At 74.0% G+C, this 16,155-nt stretch carries 18 protein-coding genes; 12 read left to right on the forward strand and 6 right to left on the reverse strand.

The features are described 5' to 3' along the window. Window positions 1-33: 33 nt before the first annotated feature. Complete coding sequence (locus tag AB0C21_RS11215) at window positions 34-1,227, reverse strand: sensor histidine kinase (RefSeq protein WP_500203887.1); 1,194 nt, start codon at window positions 1,225-1,227, stop codon at window positions 34-36. Between the two features lie 119 nt (window positions 1,228-1,346). Here AB0C21_RS11215 and AB0C21_RS11220 point away from each other — a divergent pair, with 119 nt between their 5' ends. The 5 genes from AB0C21_RS11220 (at window position 1,347) to AB0C21_RS11240 (ending at window position 5,555) form a co-directional block, all read left to right on the forward strand. Further along, window positions 1,347-1,538 carry a hypothetical protein gene (locus tag AB0C21_RS11220; protein ID WP_149261418.1) on the forward strand — a complete coding sequence of 64 codons (192 nt, stop codon included), beginning with the start codon at window positions 1,347-1,349 and terminating at the stop codon, window positions 1,536-1,538. Next, window positions 1,535-2,218, forward strand: coding sequence for an ABC transporter ATP-binding protein (locus AB0C21_RS11225; RefSeq protein ID WP_500203889.1), 684 nt, complete (start codon window positions 1,535-1,537; stop codon window positions 2,216-2,218). Before AB0C21_RS11220 ends, AB0C21_RS11225 begins: the two co-directional genes overlap by 4 nt. Beyond that, window positions 2,218-4,230 carry an FtsX-like permease family protein gene (locus AB0C21_RS11230; protein WP_500203890.1) on the forward strand — a complete coding sequence of 671 codons (2,013 nt, stop codon included), beginning with the start codon at window positions 2,218-2,220 and terminating at the stop codon, window positions 4,228-4,230. Before AB0C21_RS11225 ends, AB0C21_RS11230 begins: the two co-directional genes overlap by 1 nt. A 175-nt stretch (window positions 4,231-4,405) precedes the next feature. Continuing rightward, entirely contained in the window at window positions 4,406-4,612 is a 207-nt protein-coding gene (locus AB0C21_RS11235; RefSeq protein WP_149261420.1) for a hypothetical protein, read from the forward strand. A gap of 142 nt (window positions 4,613-4,754) precedes the next feature. Continuing rightward, complete coding sequence (locus AB0C21_RS11240; RefSeq protein ID WP_500203891.1) at window positions 4,755-5,555, forward strand: methyltransferase domain-containing protein; 801 nt, start codon at window positions 4,755-4,757, stop codon at window positions 5,553-5,555. 22 nt (window positions 5,556-5,577) lie between these two features. Here the strand turns inward: AB0C21_RS11240 and AB0C21_RS11245 are convergent, their stop codons facing one another. From AB0C21_RS11245 to AB0C21_RS11260, 4 genes are all read right to left on the reverse strand, one after another. Continuing rightward, window positions 5,578-7,287 (reverse strand): acetolactate synthase large subunit, encoded by a 1,710-nt coding sequence (locus tag AB0C21_RS11245; protein WP_500203893.1) that lies wholly within the window; start codon window positions 7,285-7,287, stop codon window positions 5,578-5,580. Between the two features lie 127 nt (window positions 7,288-7,414). After that, a complete protein-coding gene (locus AB0C21_RS11250) occupies window positions 7,415-8,434 on the reverse strand; it encodes an LLM class F420-dependent oxidoreductase (protein WP_500203895.1) in 1,020 nt (339 codons plus the stop codon). 130 nt (window positions 8,435-8,564) lie between these two features. Then, window positions 8,565-8,765: a DUF397 domain-containing protein gene (locus tag AB0C21_RS11255; RefSeq protein ID WP_149261424.1), complete on the reverse strand. Its 201-nt coding sequence runs from the start codon at window positions 8,763-8,765 to the stop codon at window positions 8,565-8,567. Then, window positions 8,762-9,607: a helix-turn-helix domain-containing protein gene (locus tag AB0C21_RS11260; RefSeq protein ID WP_500203896.1), complete on the reverse strand. Its 846-nt coding sequence runs from the start codon at window positions 9,605-9,607 to the stop codon at window positions 8,762-8,764. Before AB0C21_RS11260 ends, AB0C21_RS11255 begins: the two co-directional genes overlap by 4 nt. A 213-nt stretch (window positions 9,608-9,820) precedes the next feature. On the opposite strand from AB0C21_RS11260, the gene AB0C21_RS11265 reads away from it, so the two are divergent. Beyond that, window positions 9,821-10,324, forward strand: a complete 504-nt coding sequence (locus AB0C21_RS11265) for an ATP-binding protein (RefSeq protein WP_500204100.1) — start codon at window positions 9,821-9,823, stop codon at window positions 10,322-10,324. Window positions 10,325-10,331: 7 nt separating this feature from the next. On the opposite strand, the gene AB0C21_RS11270 is transcribed toward AB0C21_RS11265, so the two are convergent. Further along, complete coding sequence (locus AB0C21_RS11270) at window positions 10,332-10,937, reverse strand: TetR/AcrR family transcriptional regulator (protein WP_500203898.1); 606 nt, start codon at window positions 10,935-10,937, stop codon at window positions 10,332-10,334. A 76-nt stretch (window positions 10,938-11,013) separates the two neighbouring features. On the opposite strand from AB0C21_RS11270, the gene AB0C21_RS11275 reads away from it, so the two are divergent. Genes AB0C21_RS11275 through cobT form a run of 6 tightly spaced genes read left to right on the forward strand, consistent with a single transcriptional unit; the run spans window position 11,014 to window position 16,086 of the window. Beyond that, window positions 11,014-11,649, forward strand: a complete 636-nt coding sequence (locus tag AB0C21_RS11275; RefSeq protein WP_500203899.1) for a GNAT family N-acetyltransferase — start codon at window positions 11,014-11,016, stop codon at window positions 11,647-11,649. After that, entirely contained in the window at window positions 11,646-12,125 is a 480-nt protein-coding gene (locus tag AB0C21_RS11280; protein WP_500203900.1) for a hypothetical protein, read from the forward strand. Before AB0C21_RS11275 ends, AB0C21_RS11280 begins: the two co-directional genes overlap by 4 nt. Window positions 12,126-12,127: 2 nt before the next feature. Beyond that, the gene (locus AB0C21_RS11285) at window positions 12,128-13,375 is read left to right on the forward strand and encodes a bifunctional cobalt-precorrin-7 (C(5))-methyltransferase/cobalt-precorrin-6B (C(15))-methyltransferase (RefSeq protein ID WP_500203901.1); all 1,248 of its coding nucleotides are present in this window, start codon (window positions 12,128-12,130) and stop codon (window positions 13,373-13,375) included. Next, a complete protein-coding gene (locus AB0C21_RS11290; protein WP_500203902.1) occupies window positions 13,372-13,968 on the forward strand; it encodes a precorrin-8X methylmutase in 597 nt (198 codons plus the stop codon). Before AB0C21_RS11285 ends, AB0C21_RS11290 begins: the two co-directional genes overlap by 4 nt. Then, complete coding sequence (cobC, locus tag AB0C21_RS11295) at window positions 13,965-14,990, forward strand: Rv2231c family histidinol phosphate aminotransferase CobC (protein WP_500203903.1); 1,026 nt, start codon at window positions 13,965-13,967, stop codon at window positions 14,988-14,990. Before AB0C21_RS11290 ends, cobC begins: the two co-directional genes overlap by 4 nt. Continuing rightward, window positions 14,974-16,086 (forward strand): nicotinate-nucleotide--dimethylbenzimidazole phosphoribosyltransferase, encoded by a 1,113-nt coding sequence (gene cobT, locus AB0C21_RS11300; protein WP_500203904.1) that lies wholly within the window; start codon window positions 14,974-14,976, stop codon window positions 16,084-16,086. The genes cobC and cobT overlap by 17 nt, the downstream gene beginning before the upstream one ends. Window positions 16,087-16,155 lie beyond the last annotated feature (69 nt).

A 16,155-nucleotide genomic window follows, 5' to 3' on the forward strand; every position in this document is an offset into this window, starting at 1 on the left:
TGTGTCAGCATCCCCAGTCATCCGCCGATACGGTCATCCGTCCGGAACGGGCAGGTGCGCGACGACCTCCCACCCGCCCTCGGGGCGCGGGCCCGCGTGCAGCCGCCCGCCGAGCGCGCCGACCCGCTCGGCCAGCCCGGTGAGCCCGAACCCGCCGGACGGCAGCCGCCTGCCGCCGCGCCCGCGCCCGTCGTCCCGTACAGCGATCTCGACGTCGCCGCCCACCCGCGCGAGCGAGACCCGCACGCTCGCCGCGTCGGCGGCGTGCTTGCGGACGTTGGTCAGCGCCTCCTGGACGACCCGGTGCGCCGACGCCGCGACCTCGGGCGGCAGCGTGCCGAGCCCTGGCTCCAGCGTGAGCGCGGCGGGCGGGTGCGCGAACCCCTCGACGAGCTCTTCGAGCTGCGCGAGGCCGCCGACGGGCCGGGTTCCGGCGCCGCCGGAGGGGAGGGCCTCCCCGTCCGGCGCGTTCACGTTCTGGGCGTCCCGCAGCAGCCCGACCATGCGCCGCATCGAGGTGAGCGCCTCGGTGCCGGCCTTCTCGATCTCGCCGAGCATCCGGTCGAGCTGCTCCTGCGTCTGCGCGGCGCCCGACTGCGCCGTGAACCGCGCCGCCTGCGCCTGGACGACTATGCCGGTCACGTGGTGGGCGACGAAGTCGTGCAGGTCGCGGGCCAGCTCCAGCCGCTCGTCCCGCCGCGCCGCCGCCAGCGACCTGGCCCGCCGCGCGTCCAGCGCCCGCAGGTAGAGGCCGACGCCGAGCGCGACCGCCACGGTGATGCCGAGCGGGGCGGTGAACAGCGCCGCCGCGATCAGCGACCAGCGCAGCGGCGTCGCCAGGACCGCCGCGCCGAGCAGCACCGCGAGCGGGACGAGCCGGTCGCGGTGGGCCTTCCACACCACCCGCGCGAGAACGATCAGCAGGCCGCCGATCTCGGCGAACAGGCTCGGGGCGGCGAGCTCCGGCCGGACCGCCGTCCCGAAGTACAGGGTGCCGAGCGCCGACAGCGCCCCGGCCGCGGCGGCCCAGAACAGGAAGCGGCGCCCGGAGACCGCCGCGGCGTTGGCCACCGCCGCGATGAACACCATCCCCAGGATCGGAGCGTGCCGGATCCCCGCGGCCGTGCACCCCAGCAGGTACAGGGCCGCGAAACCGGCGTAAGCCGCGCGCACCAGGCAGCCGCCCACCGAGTGGATGCGGTCCAGCCGTGCCCCTATGTCGCTCACGTTCACGGAGCGTACGACTCAATGCGGACCGGCGGATCGGCCGTTCGGCCGATCCGGCGGCGCTGGGTACGGCCCCGCGTCCGATGCGGCCGGGCGGCGGCGCGGCGCACGCTGGGGGCATGTACCTGATCTACCTTCCCCTCGCCGCCGCGTTCGCCGTCTTCGTGGTCTACGGCGGCGTCGTGATGCCCGCCATGGAGATCGCCGAGTCGATCCGGAACCGCCGCCGCACCCGTCCGCCCGACAACGTCGTGGAACTGCGCCCCTCGGGCGAGCCGAGCCCGTCGGGTGAGCGGGGGGAGGCGGCGTGAGCGAGCCCGTCCTGTCCGGCCGCGGGCTGGTGAAGCGGTTCGGGGCGACCGTCGCCCTGGACGGCGTCGACCTGGCCGTGGACCGCGCCGAGGCCGTCGCGATCATGGGGCCGTCCGGGTCGGGCAAGTCGACGCTGCTGCACTGCCTCGCCGGGATCCTGCCGCCGGACGCGGGGGAGGTGCACCTGCTCGGCCAGCGGATCGACACGCTCGGCGAGCGCCGGCGCAGCGCGCTGCGGCGCAGCCGGTTCGGGTTCGTGTTCCAGTTCGGGCAGCTGCTCCCCGAGCTGCCCGCCGTGGAGAACGTCGCGCTGCCGCTGATGCTGGGCGGCACGTCCAGGCGGGAGGCGGAGCAGGCCGCGCGGTCCTGGTTCCGGCCCCTCGGACTGGACGGGCTGGAGCGCCGGCGTCCGGGCGAGCTGTCGGGCGGCCAGGCGCAGCGCGTCGCGATCGCCCGCGCGCTCGCGCCGCGCCCGGCGGTCGTGTTCGCGGACGAGCCGACGGGCGCGCTCGACCAGGCGACCGGCCACGACACCATGCGGCTGCTCGTGGACGCCACCAAGCACAACGGCGCGTCCCTGGTCGTCGTCACCCACGACCCCGCCGTGGCGGCCTGGTGCGACCGCGTCCTGGAGGTCCGCGACGGCCGCATCCAGCACCCCATGCGGAGGACGGCCTGATGCGCGCGGCAGTGCAGCTCTCCTGGCGGCTGCTGCGCGGCGGCGGCCGGAACAGCATGCTCGGCACGTTCCTCACCCTCGCCGCCGTCGCCGTCTCGACGGGGCTCCTGCTGTTCGCGGCGGGCGCCGACCACGCGTTCCTCCAGCGCGCCCACGCCGACGCATGGCGGCATCCGGGCGGGACGAGCGCGGACCCCTCCGCGATAGAGGCGCTGTCGACCGACTACGTCCAGGGCAAGCCGATCACGGTCGTCGACCTGGCCGCGCTGAGGGGCGACGCCCCGGTGCCGCCCGGCATGCCCCGGTTCCCGAAGCCCGGCGAGGTCTGGACGTCGCCCGCCCTGGCCCGCCTGATGGCGGAGCTTCCCGCCGACCGGCTCGCCGAGCGGTTCCCCCGCCCGGCGGGCACGCTCGGACGCGGCGCGCTCGGACGCGGCGCGCTCGTCCATCCCGGAGAGCTCGTCGCCGTGGTCGGGCGCACCGCCGACGACCCCGCCATGACCGCCGACCGGGACGCCGTCGAGCACCTCGGGACCAGCGGAGGCCCGACCCGCATCGACCGGTTCGCGACCGGCGCGTCCTGGAGCGCCGGCATCTACCTGTGGCTCGCGGGCCTGGCCTCGGTGCTGATGGTCGTCCCGCTGCTGGTGTTCGGCGGGGCCGCGGCCCGGCTCACCGTGGCCCGCCGCGACGCCCGGCTCGCGGCGCTGCGGCTGGTCGGCGCCACCCCGGGGCAGGTCGTGGCGATCACCGCGGCCGAGGCGGTGCTGACGGCGGTGGCGGGCGCGGTGGCGGGGCTCGCGCTCTACGCGGCGGCGGTCCCGGCGCTCGCCCGGATCACGATCGCGGGCGGCGGCTGGTTCGCCGGCGACCTGTGGCCGGGTCCGGCCGTCCTCGCGGGCGTGCTCGCGGCGGTGCCCCTGCTCGTCGGCGCCAGCGCCGTCGCCGGCCTGCGCCGCGTGGTCGTCGGCCCGCTCGGCGTCGCGCGCCGCGAGACCCCGCCCGGTATGCGGGCGGTCCGGATCGTCGCGCTGCTCGCCGTCGTGGCCGCGTTCGGCGCGGTGGGCGGCGGCCTGGTCGACATGGGCCGCGCGGGGATGGTCATCCTGATGGTCTTCCTCGTGCTGGCCTTCCTTACGATCAACTTCGCGGGCCCGTGGGTGGTGGCGGTCATCGGCCACCTGACGGTCGCGGCGGCCCGCGGCCCGGCCCGGCTGCTCGCCGGGCGCCGCCTCGTGGACGACCCGCGCTCGGCCTGGCGGACGGTCGCCGGCGTCGCGCTCACCGGCTTCATCGCAGGGTTCTTCGCCCTGCTGAACGCCCCCGCGTCCACCGGCGAGGCGCGGGACGAGCTGAGGCTGGCCGTCCCGTACGCGCGGTCCGCCGCGGTCGCCGAGCAGGCGCGGGGCAGGCTCGCCGGCCTCGGCGCGGACGTGTCGGTGCGCCGCACCGAGACCGGGGACGGCCCGCCGGCCGCCGCCGGTCCTGCCATCGCGACCGGTGTAGTGGTCGTCAAGGTCTCGGGCGGTGCGGCCGCCGTCGACCGGGCGCGCACGGCGCTGAGCGGCCTCGTCCCGGGGAGGACGGCCACCGCGCCGGCGGACGACGAGGTGACCGGGGACCGGCTGCTGGCCGACCTGCGCACCGGCGCGCTGATCGTCCTCGCCGTCTCGTTCCTGCTCGCCATCACCAGCGCCGGCATCACCGGGGCGTCCGCCGTCCTGGACCGCAGGCAGGCGTACGCGATGCTGCGCCTCGCCGGGACGCCACTGTCCGTGCTCGACCGGGCGCGCCGCCAGGAGACGCTGATCCCGCTCGCCGTCATGGGCGGCGGCTCCCTGCTGGCGGGCCTGTTCATCAGCCTGCCGTTCGCCCGGGGGTTCGGGCTCTCCGGACTGGCGGGGCTCGCCGGGTTCGTCGTCCTCGGCTTCGGCGGCATCATCGGCGCGAGCGCGCTGAGCCGCCCGCTGTTGCGCTCCGTGACCGCCGACCCGGCGCCCCGTCCGGACTAGCCGGATAAGGGGTCGAGAATGTCAGACCCTCCGCGTAGCGTTGACCTTGTGATTTGGGAGACACCGGGAACAAGTGTCGAACCAAGTTGCTTTCAACTACGTACCTAGGGGTATGTGACAGACGGTGGCGTTCGCACAGGCGCGGCCCCACCGGGCTAAGGAAGGGGCGTTGGCAGTGAGCGCAGCGACCGGCACGTTCCATCTCACTCACCCGCGGCTGTACGGGCCCGCCGAGCGGACCGTCGTGGAGCCGTGGCTCACCGAGCTTCCCCATGCGGCGCTGAACGCCTACGCCGAGACCGCGCCCCCGCTCGCGGTGGTCGAGGCACTGCCCGTGCGCCCGCAGCCGATGCCCCGCCGCCGCGTCCCCGTGGCGGCCTGACGAACCGACCCCGCAGAGGGACCGAGGCCGACACCTCGGTCCCTTTTTTCACGCCTGCTCATCTCAAATAATGATACGCACTTCTCAAAGTATGAGAAGTGGTCGTACGGTGGAGGGCACCTGGACACAGAGAGGTGACCCCATGACCGCGAAGGCGACCTACACCCATGGGCACCACGAGAGCGTGCTGAGCGCGCACCAGTGGCGCACGGTCGAGAACTCCGCCGCCTACCTGATCGAGCACCTGCGTCCGGGCCTGTCGGTGCTGGACGTCGGGTGCGGGCCGGGCACCATCACCGCCGGGCTCGCCGAACGCGTCGCGCCGGGACGCGTCGTCGCCGCCGACTCCGCCGAGACCGTCCTGGACGAGGCCCGCAGGAACACCGCCTCACTGGACAACGTCGAGTTCGCGGTCGCCGACGTCCACGCCCTGGACCATCCGGACGGCACGTTCGACGTCGTCCACGCCCACCAGGTCCTCCAGCACGTCGGCGACCCCGTCCAGGCGCTGCGCGAGATGCGCCGCGTCACCAGGCCGGGCGGGATCGTCGCCGTGCGCGAGGCCGACTTCGGCACCATGGTCTGGTACCCGGACCCGCCCGGCATGGACGCCTGGCTGCCGATCTACTACAAGGTCGCGCGCGGCAACGGCGGCGAGCCCGACGCCGGCCGCCGCCTCGTCTCCTGGGCCCGCGCCGCAGGGTTCACCGAGGTCAGCGCGTCCGCCTCGGCCTGGTGCTACGCCACCCCGGAGGAGCGGGAGTGGTGGAGCGAGTCGTGGGGCGGCCGACTGATCAGGTCGTCCGTCGCCGACCACGCCGTGGCTGGCGGCCACGCCACCCGCGCCGAACTCCAGCGCGTCTACGAGGGCTGGAAGGCGTGGGCCGCCGCCGAGGACGGCTGGTACTCCGTCACCCACGGCGAGATCATCTGCCGCGCGTGACCCGCCCGCACCGGAGCCCGGGTCAGAAGGGACCGGTGAGGTCGCCGAGCTTGTCGGTCAGCTGCAGGTTGTGGGAGTAGTCGACCGGGACGGCGATGACCGAGACCGTGTCGTCCGCGAGTGCCTTGCGGAGGGTGGGGAGCAGTTCGGCGGCCGACTCGACGCGGTAGCCGCGGGCGCCGAAGCTCTCGGCGTACCGGACGAAGTCGGGATTGCCGAACCTGATGTTCGAACTGCGCCCGAGGTCGAGGTCCATCTTCCACTCGATCAGGCCGTAGGCGGAGTCGTCCCAGATCAGCACGGTGATCGGGATGTTCTCGCGGACGGCCGTCTCCAGCTCCTGGGAGTTCATCATGAACGCGCCGTCGCCCGTCGCGGCCAGGACCCTGCGGTCCGGGTGGGCGAGCTTGGCGGCGATCGCGCCGGGGACGGCGAAGCCCATCGACGACAGCCCGTTGGAGACCAGCAGCGTGTTCGGCTCGTAGGTCGGGTACATGCGGGCCATCCACATCTTCACCGCGCCGGTGTCGGCGAGGACGATGTCGCCCCGGCCCATGGCGGCGCGGACGTCGGCGACGATGCGGCGGGGGGAGAGCGGGAAGCCGTCCTCGGCCGCCCCCTCGGCCAACTCTTCCCGGAGCATCTCCCGGATCCTCTGGCCCGTCGAGCGGAGCTCGTCCTTTGGATGGTGGTGGGTGGGGGCTGGAGGACGGTCCGTGCCGTTCACGTCGAAGCGGCGGTGGACCGAGTCGGCGAGTGCGCGCAGCGAGCGGGAGATGTCGCCCTGGATGCCGACCTCGACCGGGTAGTGGTCGTCGACCTCGGCGGGCGACTGGTGGATGTGGATGATCTTCTTGTCCGCGTTCGGGTTGATCTTGACGGGGTCGAACTCCTGGAGCTCGTAGCCGACCGCGATCAGCACGTCCGCCTCGTCGAAGCCGTGATTGACGTAGTCGTGGCGCATGAAGCCGAACGCGCCGAGGGCGTTGCGGTGGTCGTCGGGGAAGACGCCCTTGCCGTTGAAGGTGGTGGCGACCGGCAGGCCGAGGTGCTCGGAGAAGTACACGAGGGCGTCGCTCGCGCGGGCCCGGGTGGCGCCGTGGCCGGCCAGGACGATCGGCCGCCGGGCGAGGGCGAGCACGTCGGCGGCGCGGGCGATCTGGGACGCCGACGGCTCCTGCGGGCGGACGACGTTGACCGGCAGGGGCCCGAGGTCGGCGGGCACCTTGGCCGACTCCACGTCCTCCGGGATCGCCAGGTAGACGGCGCCGGGGCGTTCGGTCTGCGCCGTCTTGAACGCCTTGCGGACCATCTCGGGCAGTGCCTCCGCCCGGGGCGCGAGCTCCGACCACTTGGTGATCGGGCGGAACAGGGAGACCAGGTCGACGATCTGGTGCGACTCCTTGTAGATGCGGTCCAGGCCGACCTGGGCGGAGATCGCGACGACGGGCGTGCTGTTGGTGGTGGCGTCCGCGACGCCGAGCTGGAGGTTGATCGCGCCGGGGCCGAGCGTCGCGGAGGCCACGCCCGCCTTGCCGGTGAGGCGGCCGTAGATCTCCGCCATGAACGCGGCGCCCTGCTCGTGCCGGACGAGGATGTAGCGGATCGGCGAGTCGTTCAGCGCGTCGACGAAATGGATGTTCTCCTCGCCCGGGATGCCGAAGACGTACTCGACGCCCTCCGCCTCGAGGATCCTGACGAGAAGCCGGGCGGCGTCCTCCTGCGTGGACATCGTGTGTCCCATCTCCAGTCTGCGTCTCTCCTGGGTGCATTCCGTGCAGCACCCAGGTCCCTACCTCCATTCCGCGCGATGATGTGTTCTTGATCTCCAGGGCCCGGCCGCCCGGGAGCCCGGCCGCTCAGGCGTCGGCCATCTCCTTGATGGCGCGCAGGGTCGGCTCGTCCTTCACCCCGGCGATCAGGAGGGTGGTGACCGGGCTGTCGCGCCACAGCTGCAGCCTCTCCTTGATCCGCCCGAGCGGGCCGAGGAGGGAGATCGCGTCGGCCAGCCCGTCCGGGACGGCCTTGATCGCCTCGTCGCGCCGGCCGCTCAGGAACAGCTCCTGGACGCGCCCCGCCTCCTCCGCGTAGCCGAGCCGGCCGATCAGGTCGAGGTGGAAGTTGCGGTCCTTGGCGCCCATCCCGCCGATGTAGAAGGCGAGCGGGATCTTGGCGAACTCCAGCGCGGACGCGAGGTCGTCGGTGACGATCGTGGTGACGGTCGCGGCGATCTCGAAGCCCTCCGGGCGGCCGGCCAGCGACGCGCCGAACACGGGCTCGATCTGCTCGGGGTCGACGAACAGCGGCAGCCAGCCCTGCGTGATCTCGGCGGACAGCGCGACGTTCTTCGGCCCCTCCGCGCCCAGGTAGACGGGGATCTCCGGGCGGAGGGGGTGGGCGATCGACTTCAGCGGCTTGCCGAGGCCCGACCCGCCGGGGTAGGGCAGCGGGTAGTGCGGGCCCTCGCTGGTCACCGGGGCCTCGCGGCGCCACACCTGCCGCACGATGTCGAGGTACTCGCGGGTGCGGGCGAGCGGCTTCGGGAACGGCTGCCCGTACCAGCCCTCCACCACCTGCGGGCCGGAGGCGCCGAGCCCGAGGATGACGCGCCCGCCCGACAGCGCGTCCAGCGTGAGCGCGTGCATCGCGGTGGCCGCCGGGGTCCGCGCCGACATCTGGACCACGGCCGTGCCCAGCTTGATCCGGGACGTGCGGGCGCCGTACCAGGCGAGCGTGGTGAACGCGTCCGAGCCGTACGCCTCGGCGGTGAACACCGAGTCGTAGCCGCAGCGCTCGGCGGCCAGGACCGTCTCGGTCTGGTCCTCGGGGTCGCGCTGCCAGTAGCCGACGTTGATGCCGAGCTTGAGTTCCGCGGTCACGTTGCACCCTCCGGTAGTCGACGCACCGGCGATACTAGAACACGTTCTAGTTTCTCGGGAAGGGGTGCGGGCTCCCGGCGGGCACGGAACGGGGCCGCGGCGTCCTTCGCCGCGGCCCCGCCACCGCTCGCTAGCTCTCCTTGATCGTGTCCAGCAGGCTCCGGCAGGCGGACGGCGTCAGCACCAGGGCGGGGCCGGCGGGGTCCTTGGAGTCGCGCACCGCGCGAAGGCCGCTGGACAGGGCCGCCATCTCGACGCACTGGTCTCCGCTTCCGCTGCGGGACGACTTGCGCCAGACGGCCAGGGTGAGTTCGCGGTGGAGGTGGGTCACAGGCTGCTCCTTGCTGCCTCGGCGATGAGGTGCGCGGAATCCTCGGGGGACAGGGCCGCGTCCACGATCCGTTGGAAGCGATCCCTATGTTTTGCTATTGCCTCGGCGCTCTCAAGGTAAACGTCACCCATGGTCCCCTCGACGTAGGCGATATCGGGGTCTGCGGGGTCCGGATACGACAATATGGTGAAACGTCCGTCCAAGCCCGCATGCTCCGCTGCTGTAAACGGAAGTACCTGGATCGTCACGGATGGGCGGATTTTCGCGGCGGTGGCGAGGGCCTCCAGCTGGGCCCGCATCACCTCCTGGCCGCCGATCGGGCGGTGCAGCACCGCCTCGTCGAAGATGACCTCCAGGCGCGGCGCGTCGGCGCGGTCCAGGAGGGCTTGGCGGATCTTGCGGGCGGCGATGCGGCGCTCGATCTCCTCCTCGGAGGGCAGCAGCCGGCCCGCCCTGATGACGGCCTGGGAGTACGGCTCGATCTGCAGCAGGCCGTGCACGAGCTGCGGGTCCCAGGTGCGGATGTGGGAGGCCTCGTCCTCGAGCGCGACGTAGCTGCCCGCGAAGACGTCCTGGTAGGCGGTCCACCAGCCGCGCTGGCCGGCCTGCCGGGCCAGCGTGATGAGCGCGTCGCGGTCCGGGCTCGGCACTCCGTAGAGGTCGAGGATGTCGGCGATGTCGCCGGGTTTGGGGCGGGTCTGGCTGGTTTCCAGGCGGGAGACGGTGGCTCTCGACCAGTCGAGCCGGTCCGCCACTTCCTGCAGCGTCAGGCCCTGCTCCTCGCGCAGCTTGCGGAGCTCCCGGGCGAGACGGCGGCCACGGACGGTGGGGCGGTAGGTCATGGGAGTGGAGTCTTTATCACTCCCGGCGCCCGTCACAACGCGATTGACGAACCCGGCAGGAAGGGCAGAGCAATTCCATGAAGGGTGTTGCGGTTGTGAGAATCTCACGTCACGCTGGGATGCGTGATCGGTCGTGGACCCACAGTGACGAACGCGGTCCGCCGGCCCGGTCCGTCCCACTCGCACGATTCCGCGGGAGGAACCGTGAAGAGCATGCCAGCCGACCTGACGGCGGAGACCATGGCCGACGCCATGACGGGCGTCGAGCCCGTCCGTGGCGACGGCGCGCCCGGGTGGGTGTGGGCCCTGCCGGGCGGCCCGGGAGGCGCGGGCTACGCCCGGCGCGTCCTGCGCGACGCCCTCGCCTCCCTCGGGGCGCCGGCGGACGGGATCGCCGACGCCCAGCTCATGGTGAGCGAACTGGCCACCAACGCCCACCAGCACGCCGGCGAGCACGGCCCGCACGAGCTGTGGCTCTACATGGGGGACGGGGCGGCGGGCGAGGTGCGGTGCGCCGTCTTCGACACCTACGCCGACGCCGGCCTGCCCGGCTACTCGTGGACGTCCGGCGACTGCGGGCGCGGGCTCAGCATCGTCCGGGAGCTGTCGGCCGGGCGCTGGGGGCTGCGGCGCACCCTCTCCAGGCTCGGGCCGCCCGTGCGCGGGAAGGCCGTCTGGTTCGCCGTCCCCGGAACCGGCGAGACCCCCGTCGCCTAGCCCGCCGCTAACCCCGCGGGGGCTTCTCCAGCGCGGGGCCGATGTCGCTGACGAGCGCGAGCAGCGACCTGGTGAGCAGCGTGCGGACCTGGTCGCGGTCGAGCGTCTTCTCCTGGAGCCACTGGCGCGTCGCCGCGTCCGCCAGCCCCGAGTAGGCCCGCAGCACGGCACGCAGCGTCTCGGTCGGCTCGGGCACCCGCAGCACGGCGAGCATGTGCTCGACCGTCTCGTCCCGGAACCGGTTGACGATGCGCAGGAGCTCGGGGTCCTGACCGAAGCCCTCGGCGTCCAGCGCCGCGAACCACGTCGTCGCGTTGCGCTCGGCCGTGTCGAGGAACAGGTCGACGCACAGCTCGACCGCCGCGGGGAGCGTCAGCCGCTCGTCCGGCGGCGGGGCCTGCATCGCGGCCGACGCCGTCAGGCCCTGCACGACCTTGAGGAACAGCTCCCGCTTCGTCCCGAAGTAGTAGTGGATCAGGCCGCGCTGCACGCCGGTCTCCCGCGCGATCGCGGCCGTGGACACCTCGGCGTACGGCAGCTCGGTGAACATCCGCCGCGCGACGTCCAGGATCTGGGCGCGCCGCTCGTCCGGGGACAGGCGCTGGTAGCTCACCGCGACAGCCTATTGTGTGGGGCGGCCGGCGCAGTACGGTCGGCGGTGCGCGGCGGGCGACGTGAGGGGAGCGCGCGTGAACGCGTTCGAGGAGAGCGTGCGCCTGGAAGGCGAGCGGCTCGTCCTGCGACCGTTCGGCCTCGACGACGCGCCCGCGCTGATCGAGGCGATCCGCGCCGGGGAGGACTACCTGCCCCCCAACTTCCCGGACGTCCTGGAGGCCGAGCCCATCGCCTGGTTCCTGCGGGAGGGCGTCCACAAGGTCCAGCGGTTCGGCCTGGGCGTCCATCTGGCGGCGGCGGACCGCGACACCGGCGACCTGGTGGGCACCATCGGGCTGTTCAGGGTGAACTGGACGCACCTGACGTGCGAGGTCGGTTACGGCATGCGGCCGAGCGCGCGCGGGCGGGGCCACGCCACCGAGGCGCTCTCTCTGATCTCCGACTGGGCGCTGCGCACCTGCGGGCTGTTCCGCGTCGAACTGCGCGCGATGGTCAACAACCCCGCCTCGATCCGCGTCGCGGAGAAGGCCGGCTACGTGCGCGAGGGCGTCGCGCGCGGCGGCGAGCGCGACTCCGAGGGCGTCAGCCGCGACATGGTCGTCTTCAGCCGCATCGCGACCGATCCGCCTCTCGTCGGCGCGCCAGCGCGCCGCCCCGGCAGCGCCTCGGGAAAGCTCGTCGCCGACGACCAGGAGGGACGGCACAGGTGACCGCTGCTGACAGGACGCTCGTGATGTACGGAGAGGGCGCGGGCGAGGCCGCGCGCCGGATGCTGCCGAACGTGCCGGAGGCGAGCTTCGTCCCGGTCTCGGCGGAGCGGCTGCAGGAGGCGGTCAAGGCCGGGTACGGGCAGGTCGTCATGGTCGCCCGCATCGCGGAGCAGGCCGCGTTCCTCGGCGGCGCCGCGGGCCTGTTGGAATCGATCACGCTCGACATGGACTGCGGGCCCGCCCTGGCCGGCCGCGTGGCGCAGGCCGAGGCGGTCCAGGACGTCTACGCGCTGTGGGACGCCGCCGGCAAGCTCGGCCCGTGCGGGCGCGAGCTGTGCCGCAGGACGGCCGAGGGCCTCGAACGCCTCGCCGCAGAGGCGGCGGGCACGGCGGCCAGTCCGGTCGCCGCCCAGGTGGTGCTCCTGGACGCGGCAGGAGACCGCATGGTCGGCATGTACGGGCGGATGGCCAGGTAGCGATGCTGACGGTCGTCGGCCGCGACGGGTCGCCCCTTCCGGAGGGGGCCAGGGCGGCTCTGGAGAGCGCCACGCTGGTGGTGGGCGCCGCCGGGCATCTCGACGGGCTTCCCCTGGCGCCGGATGCCCGCACGGTCGCCACCACGGATTTCCTGGAAGCGCTCGAAGGCGTCGACGTCAGCAAAGAGGACGTCGTGCTCGTCGTGGACGGCGATCCCGGTTACTTCGGCGTCGTCCGCGAACTGCTCGAAGCGGGGCACGCGCCTGAGGCCTTTCCCGGGACGCCCGTGGTGGCGCGGGCTTTCGCCCAGGCAGGCCTGCCCTGGGACGACGCTCTCGTCGTCTCCGCCAAGGACGGGCATCTGAGGCAGGCCGTCAACGCGTGCCGCGCCCATCCGAAAGTGGCCGTCCTGACCGAGCCGGGCGCTGGACCATCCGAGTTGGCACGCGCGCTGTTCCCGGTCACGCCGCGCTCGTTCGTCGTCTGCGAGGACTTGGGCGGCCCCAAGGAGCGTGTCGTCTACGTCCGTCCGGCGGAGGCGACCACCCGTCCGTGGAACGACCCCGAGGTCGTGCTCGTTCTGGACAACCGCCATGCGCTGGGAGAGGCGGGCTGGGTCGGCGGGCCGGCGCCGGGCCCGGCCGGGTGGGCGCTGCCGGCGGACGCCTTCGGCGGCGGACCGGGCCCGCGCCCGGAGGTGCGCGCCTTCGTCCTGGCCAAGCTCGGCCCCAAGGTCGGCGACATGGTGTGGGACGTGGAGTCCGGCGACGGCTCGGTCGGCATCGAGTGCGCCCGCTTCGGCGCGGCCGTCGTCGCCGTCGACCGCGACCACGCCGCGTGCGCGCGGGTGCGGGAGAACGTTCGCCTGCACGGCGTCAAGGTGGCGATGGCGTCCGGAGACGTCCGGTCCAGCGCCGAACACCTCCCCGTGCCCGACGCCGTCTTCCTCGGCCGTGGCGGGCCGGAGGCCGTCCGGGTCTGCGCGGCCCTTCGCCCCGCCCGGATCGTCGTCCTGGCGACGCCCGCCGAGGCTCGCGCCATACTGGACGAACTGGGCGGGCAGGGCTTCGCCGCCGACGCCGTCCGGCTCCAGGCCGCCCCGCTGGACCCGGGGGCGGAGGCGGGGGAGCCCGTGATCGTCGTCTGGGGCGAGCGCGACGCCCGGACCCCCGAGCGGCCGACCTCCCGGACGAGCCGCCCCATCGAGACCATCTCCGCGTTGCCCGGAGTTGTGGAGGAGCGCAGTTGACCGTCCGCCGGCCCCACCCGATCGAGGTCCGCTCGTACGAGGTCCTCCGGTCCCGTGTCGACCTGTCCCCGATGCCGCCGCTGTGGCGGGCGGTGGCCGAGCGGGTGATCCACGCCACCGCCGACCTGGAGTACGCGGTCGACCTGGTGACCACGGAGGAGTCCCTCGCCCAGGGCTGGGCCGCGCTGCGCGCCGGTGCGCCGATCGTCGCCGACGAGGGCATGGTCGCCGCCGGGATCACCGCCCGGGAGGCGGTCTGCCACGCCGCCGACCCGGCCGCCGCCCGGATGGCGCGCGCCGCCGGCATCACCCGGTCGGCCGCGGCGGTCCGGCTGTCGTACTCGGAGGTGGGCCCGGGCGCGGTCTGGGTGGTCGGCTCCGCGCCGGAGGCGGTCTTCGAGATCATCACCCGCCGGGTGAGCCCCGCCCTGGTGATCGGGATGCCGGTCGGCTTCGTCGGCGCCTGCGAGGCCAAGGACGCCCTGCGCGCGAGCGGGCTGCCGCAGCTCAGCAACGTCTCGGAGAAGGGCGGGTCCGCGGTCGCGGCCGCCGCCGTCAACGCGCTGCTCTACTACGAGGCGGAGCGGCCGTGACCGAGCCCGCCGACATCGACCTGCGCCACCACGGGGACGCGGAGGTCGGCGACGGCCTCGCCGACTTCGCCGTCAACGTCCGCACCGGGACGCCCCCCGAGTGGCTGGCCGAGCGGATCCGCGCGTCCGTCGCCGACCTCGCCGCCTACCCCGACCCCCGTCCGGCCCGCAAGGCGGTCACCGCCCGGCACGGCAGGTCGACCGAGGAGGTGCTGCTCACCGCCGGGGCCGCGGAGGCGTTCGTGCTGCTCGCACGGGTGCTCACCCCGCACCGGGCCGTCGTGGTGCACCCCCAGTTCACCGAGCCGGAGGCCGCGCTGCGCGCCGCCGGGCACGAGGTGGAGCGGCTGGTCCTCGGGAAGGACTTCACCCTCGACCCCGGAGCCGTCCCGGACGACGCGGACCTCGTCGTGATCGGCAACCCGACCAACCCGACCTCCGTCCTGCACCCGGCCGGCGCGCTCACCGCGCTGGCCGCGCCCGGCCGGACCGTCGTGGTCGACGAGGCCTTCATGGACTGCGTCCCGGGCGAGCCGGAGAGCCTCGCCGCGCGGCTGCCCCCGGGCGTCGTGGTCATCCGCTCGCTGACCAAGACGTGGGGCCTCGCCGGGCTGCGCGCCGGTTACGTCCTGGCCGACCCCGCCCTGATCGGACGGCTGGCGGAGGCGCAGCCGCTCTGGGCGGTGTCGACCCCGGCGCTCGCCGCCATCGAGGCCTGCTCCGGCCCCGAGGCCGTCGCCGAAGGGGAGGCGTGGGCCGTCGAGCTCGCCGCCGAACGCGACCGGCTGGCCGCGGAGCTGGCGGCGAGGGGCCTGTACGTCGTGCCCGGAGCGCGCGCGTCGTTCCTGTGCCTGCGCGTGCCGGACGCCCTGGGCATCAGGGCCCTGCTGAGGCAGCGCGGTTACGCCGTCAGGCGCGGAGACACCTTCCCGGGGCTCGGCTCCGACTGGCTGCGGATCGCCGTGCGCGACCGCCCGTCCAACGACCGGCTGCTGGAGGTGCTCGGTGAGCTGGGCATCTGACATGGGAAAGGACGCCATGAACCTGATCGAGGAGACCGTCGCCTCCATCGCCCCCCTGGACGAGGCGGCCATGCGGGACGCCCGCGACCTCCAGGCCCGGCTCACCAAGCCGCCCGGGTCCCTCGGCGTCCTGGAGGAGGTGTCGGTCCGGCTCGCCGGGCTGGCCGGGCAGTGCCCGCCACCGCTGCCGGAGCCCGCCGCCGTGGCCGTGTTCGCCGCCGACCACGGCGTCCACGCCCAGGGCGTCACGCCGTGGCCGCAGGAGGTCACCGCGCAGATGGTCGCCAACTTCCTGGCGGGCGGCGCCGTCGTCAACGCGTTCGCCGCCCAGGTCGGCGCGGACGTCACGGTGGTCGACATCGGCGTCGCCGCCGAGCTGGACGAGGCCCCCGGCCTGCTCCTCCGCAAGATCGCGCCCGGTACCGCCGACATGACCGCGGGTCCCGCGATGACCGCCGAGCAGGCGCGGCGCGCCGTGGAGGCCGGCATCGAGGTCGCCGGACGACTCCGCGCGCGGGGCGCCCGGTGCCTGATCACCGGGGACATGGGGATCGCCAACACCACCGCGTCCGCCGCGCTGATCGCCGCCTTCACCGGCCTGCCGCCCGAGCGGGTCACCGGCCGGGGGACCGGCATCGACGACGCCACCCACGCGCGCAAGGTCGAGGTGGTGCGCGCCGCGCTGGACAAGCACGGGCTGGCGGAAGGGCACGGCAAGGCGCCGATGGAGGTCCTCGCGGCGGTCGGCGGGCTGGAGCACGCGGCGATCGCCGGATTCGTCCTCGGCGCGGCGGCCCTGCGCGTCCCCGTCGTCCTGGACGGCGTCATCGCCGGCGCCGCCGCCCTGGCCGCCGCCGCGCTGTGCCCGGACGCCCTCGGCGCCTGCGTCGCCGGACACCGCTCGGCCGAGCCCGGCCACTCCGCCGCCGTCGAGTCCCTCGGCCTGCGGCCCCTGGTCGACCTGGAGCTGCGGCTGGGCGAGGGGACCGGCGCCCTTCTCGCGTTGCCGCTGGTCCAGGGTGCGGCGCGGGTCCTGCACGAGGTCGCCACGTTCGACTCCGCCGGGGTGAGCGAGAAGGACGCCGGGCGGCCGTAACAACGTGATCACGGAATGAGTCACGCTCGGCTATCGAACGGGCGGAGCCCCTCTCCACCGACTCCCCGG

Source organism: Spirillospora sp. NPDC049024, assembly GCF_040649235.1.
GTDB lineage: Bacteria > Actinomycetota > Actinomycetes > Streptosporangiales > Streptosporangiaceae > Spirillospora.

Bases quoted from the DNA above. Each gene is read 5' to 3' on its own strand.
- AB0C21_RS11220 (WP_149261418.1), top strand. From the start codon at position 1,347: ATGTACCTGATCTACCTTCCCCTCGCCGCCGCGTTCGCCGTCTTCGTG.
- AB0C21_RS11230 (WP_500203890.1), top strand. From the start codon at position 2,218: ATGCGCGCGGCAGTGCAGCTCTCCTGGCGGCTGCTGCGCGGCGGCGGC.
- AB0C21_RS11240 (WP_500203891.1), top strand. From the start codon at position 4,755: ATGACCGCGAAGGCGACCTACACCCATGGGCACCACGAGAGCGTGCTG.
- AB0C21_RS11245 (WP_500203893.1), bottom strand. From the start codon at position 7,287: ATGTCCACGCAGGAGGACGCCGCCCGGCTTCTCGTCAGGATCCTCGAG.
- AB0C21_RS11260 (WP_500203896.1), bottom strand. From the start codon at position 9,607: ATGACCTACCGCCCCACCGTCCGTGGCCGCCGTCTCGCCCGGGAGCTC.
- AB0C21_RS11265 (WP_500204100.1), top strand. From the start codon at position 9,821: ATGCCAGCCGACCTGACGGCGGAGACCATGGCCGACGCCATGACGGGC.
- AB0C21_RS11285 (WP_500203901.1), top strand. From the start codon at position 12,128: ATGCTGACGGTCGTCGGCCGCGACGGGTCGCCCCTTCCGGAGGGGGCC.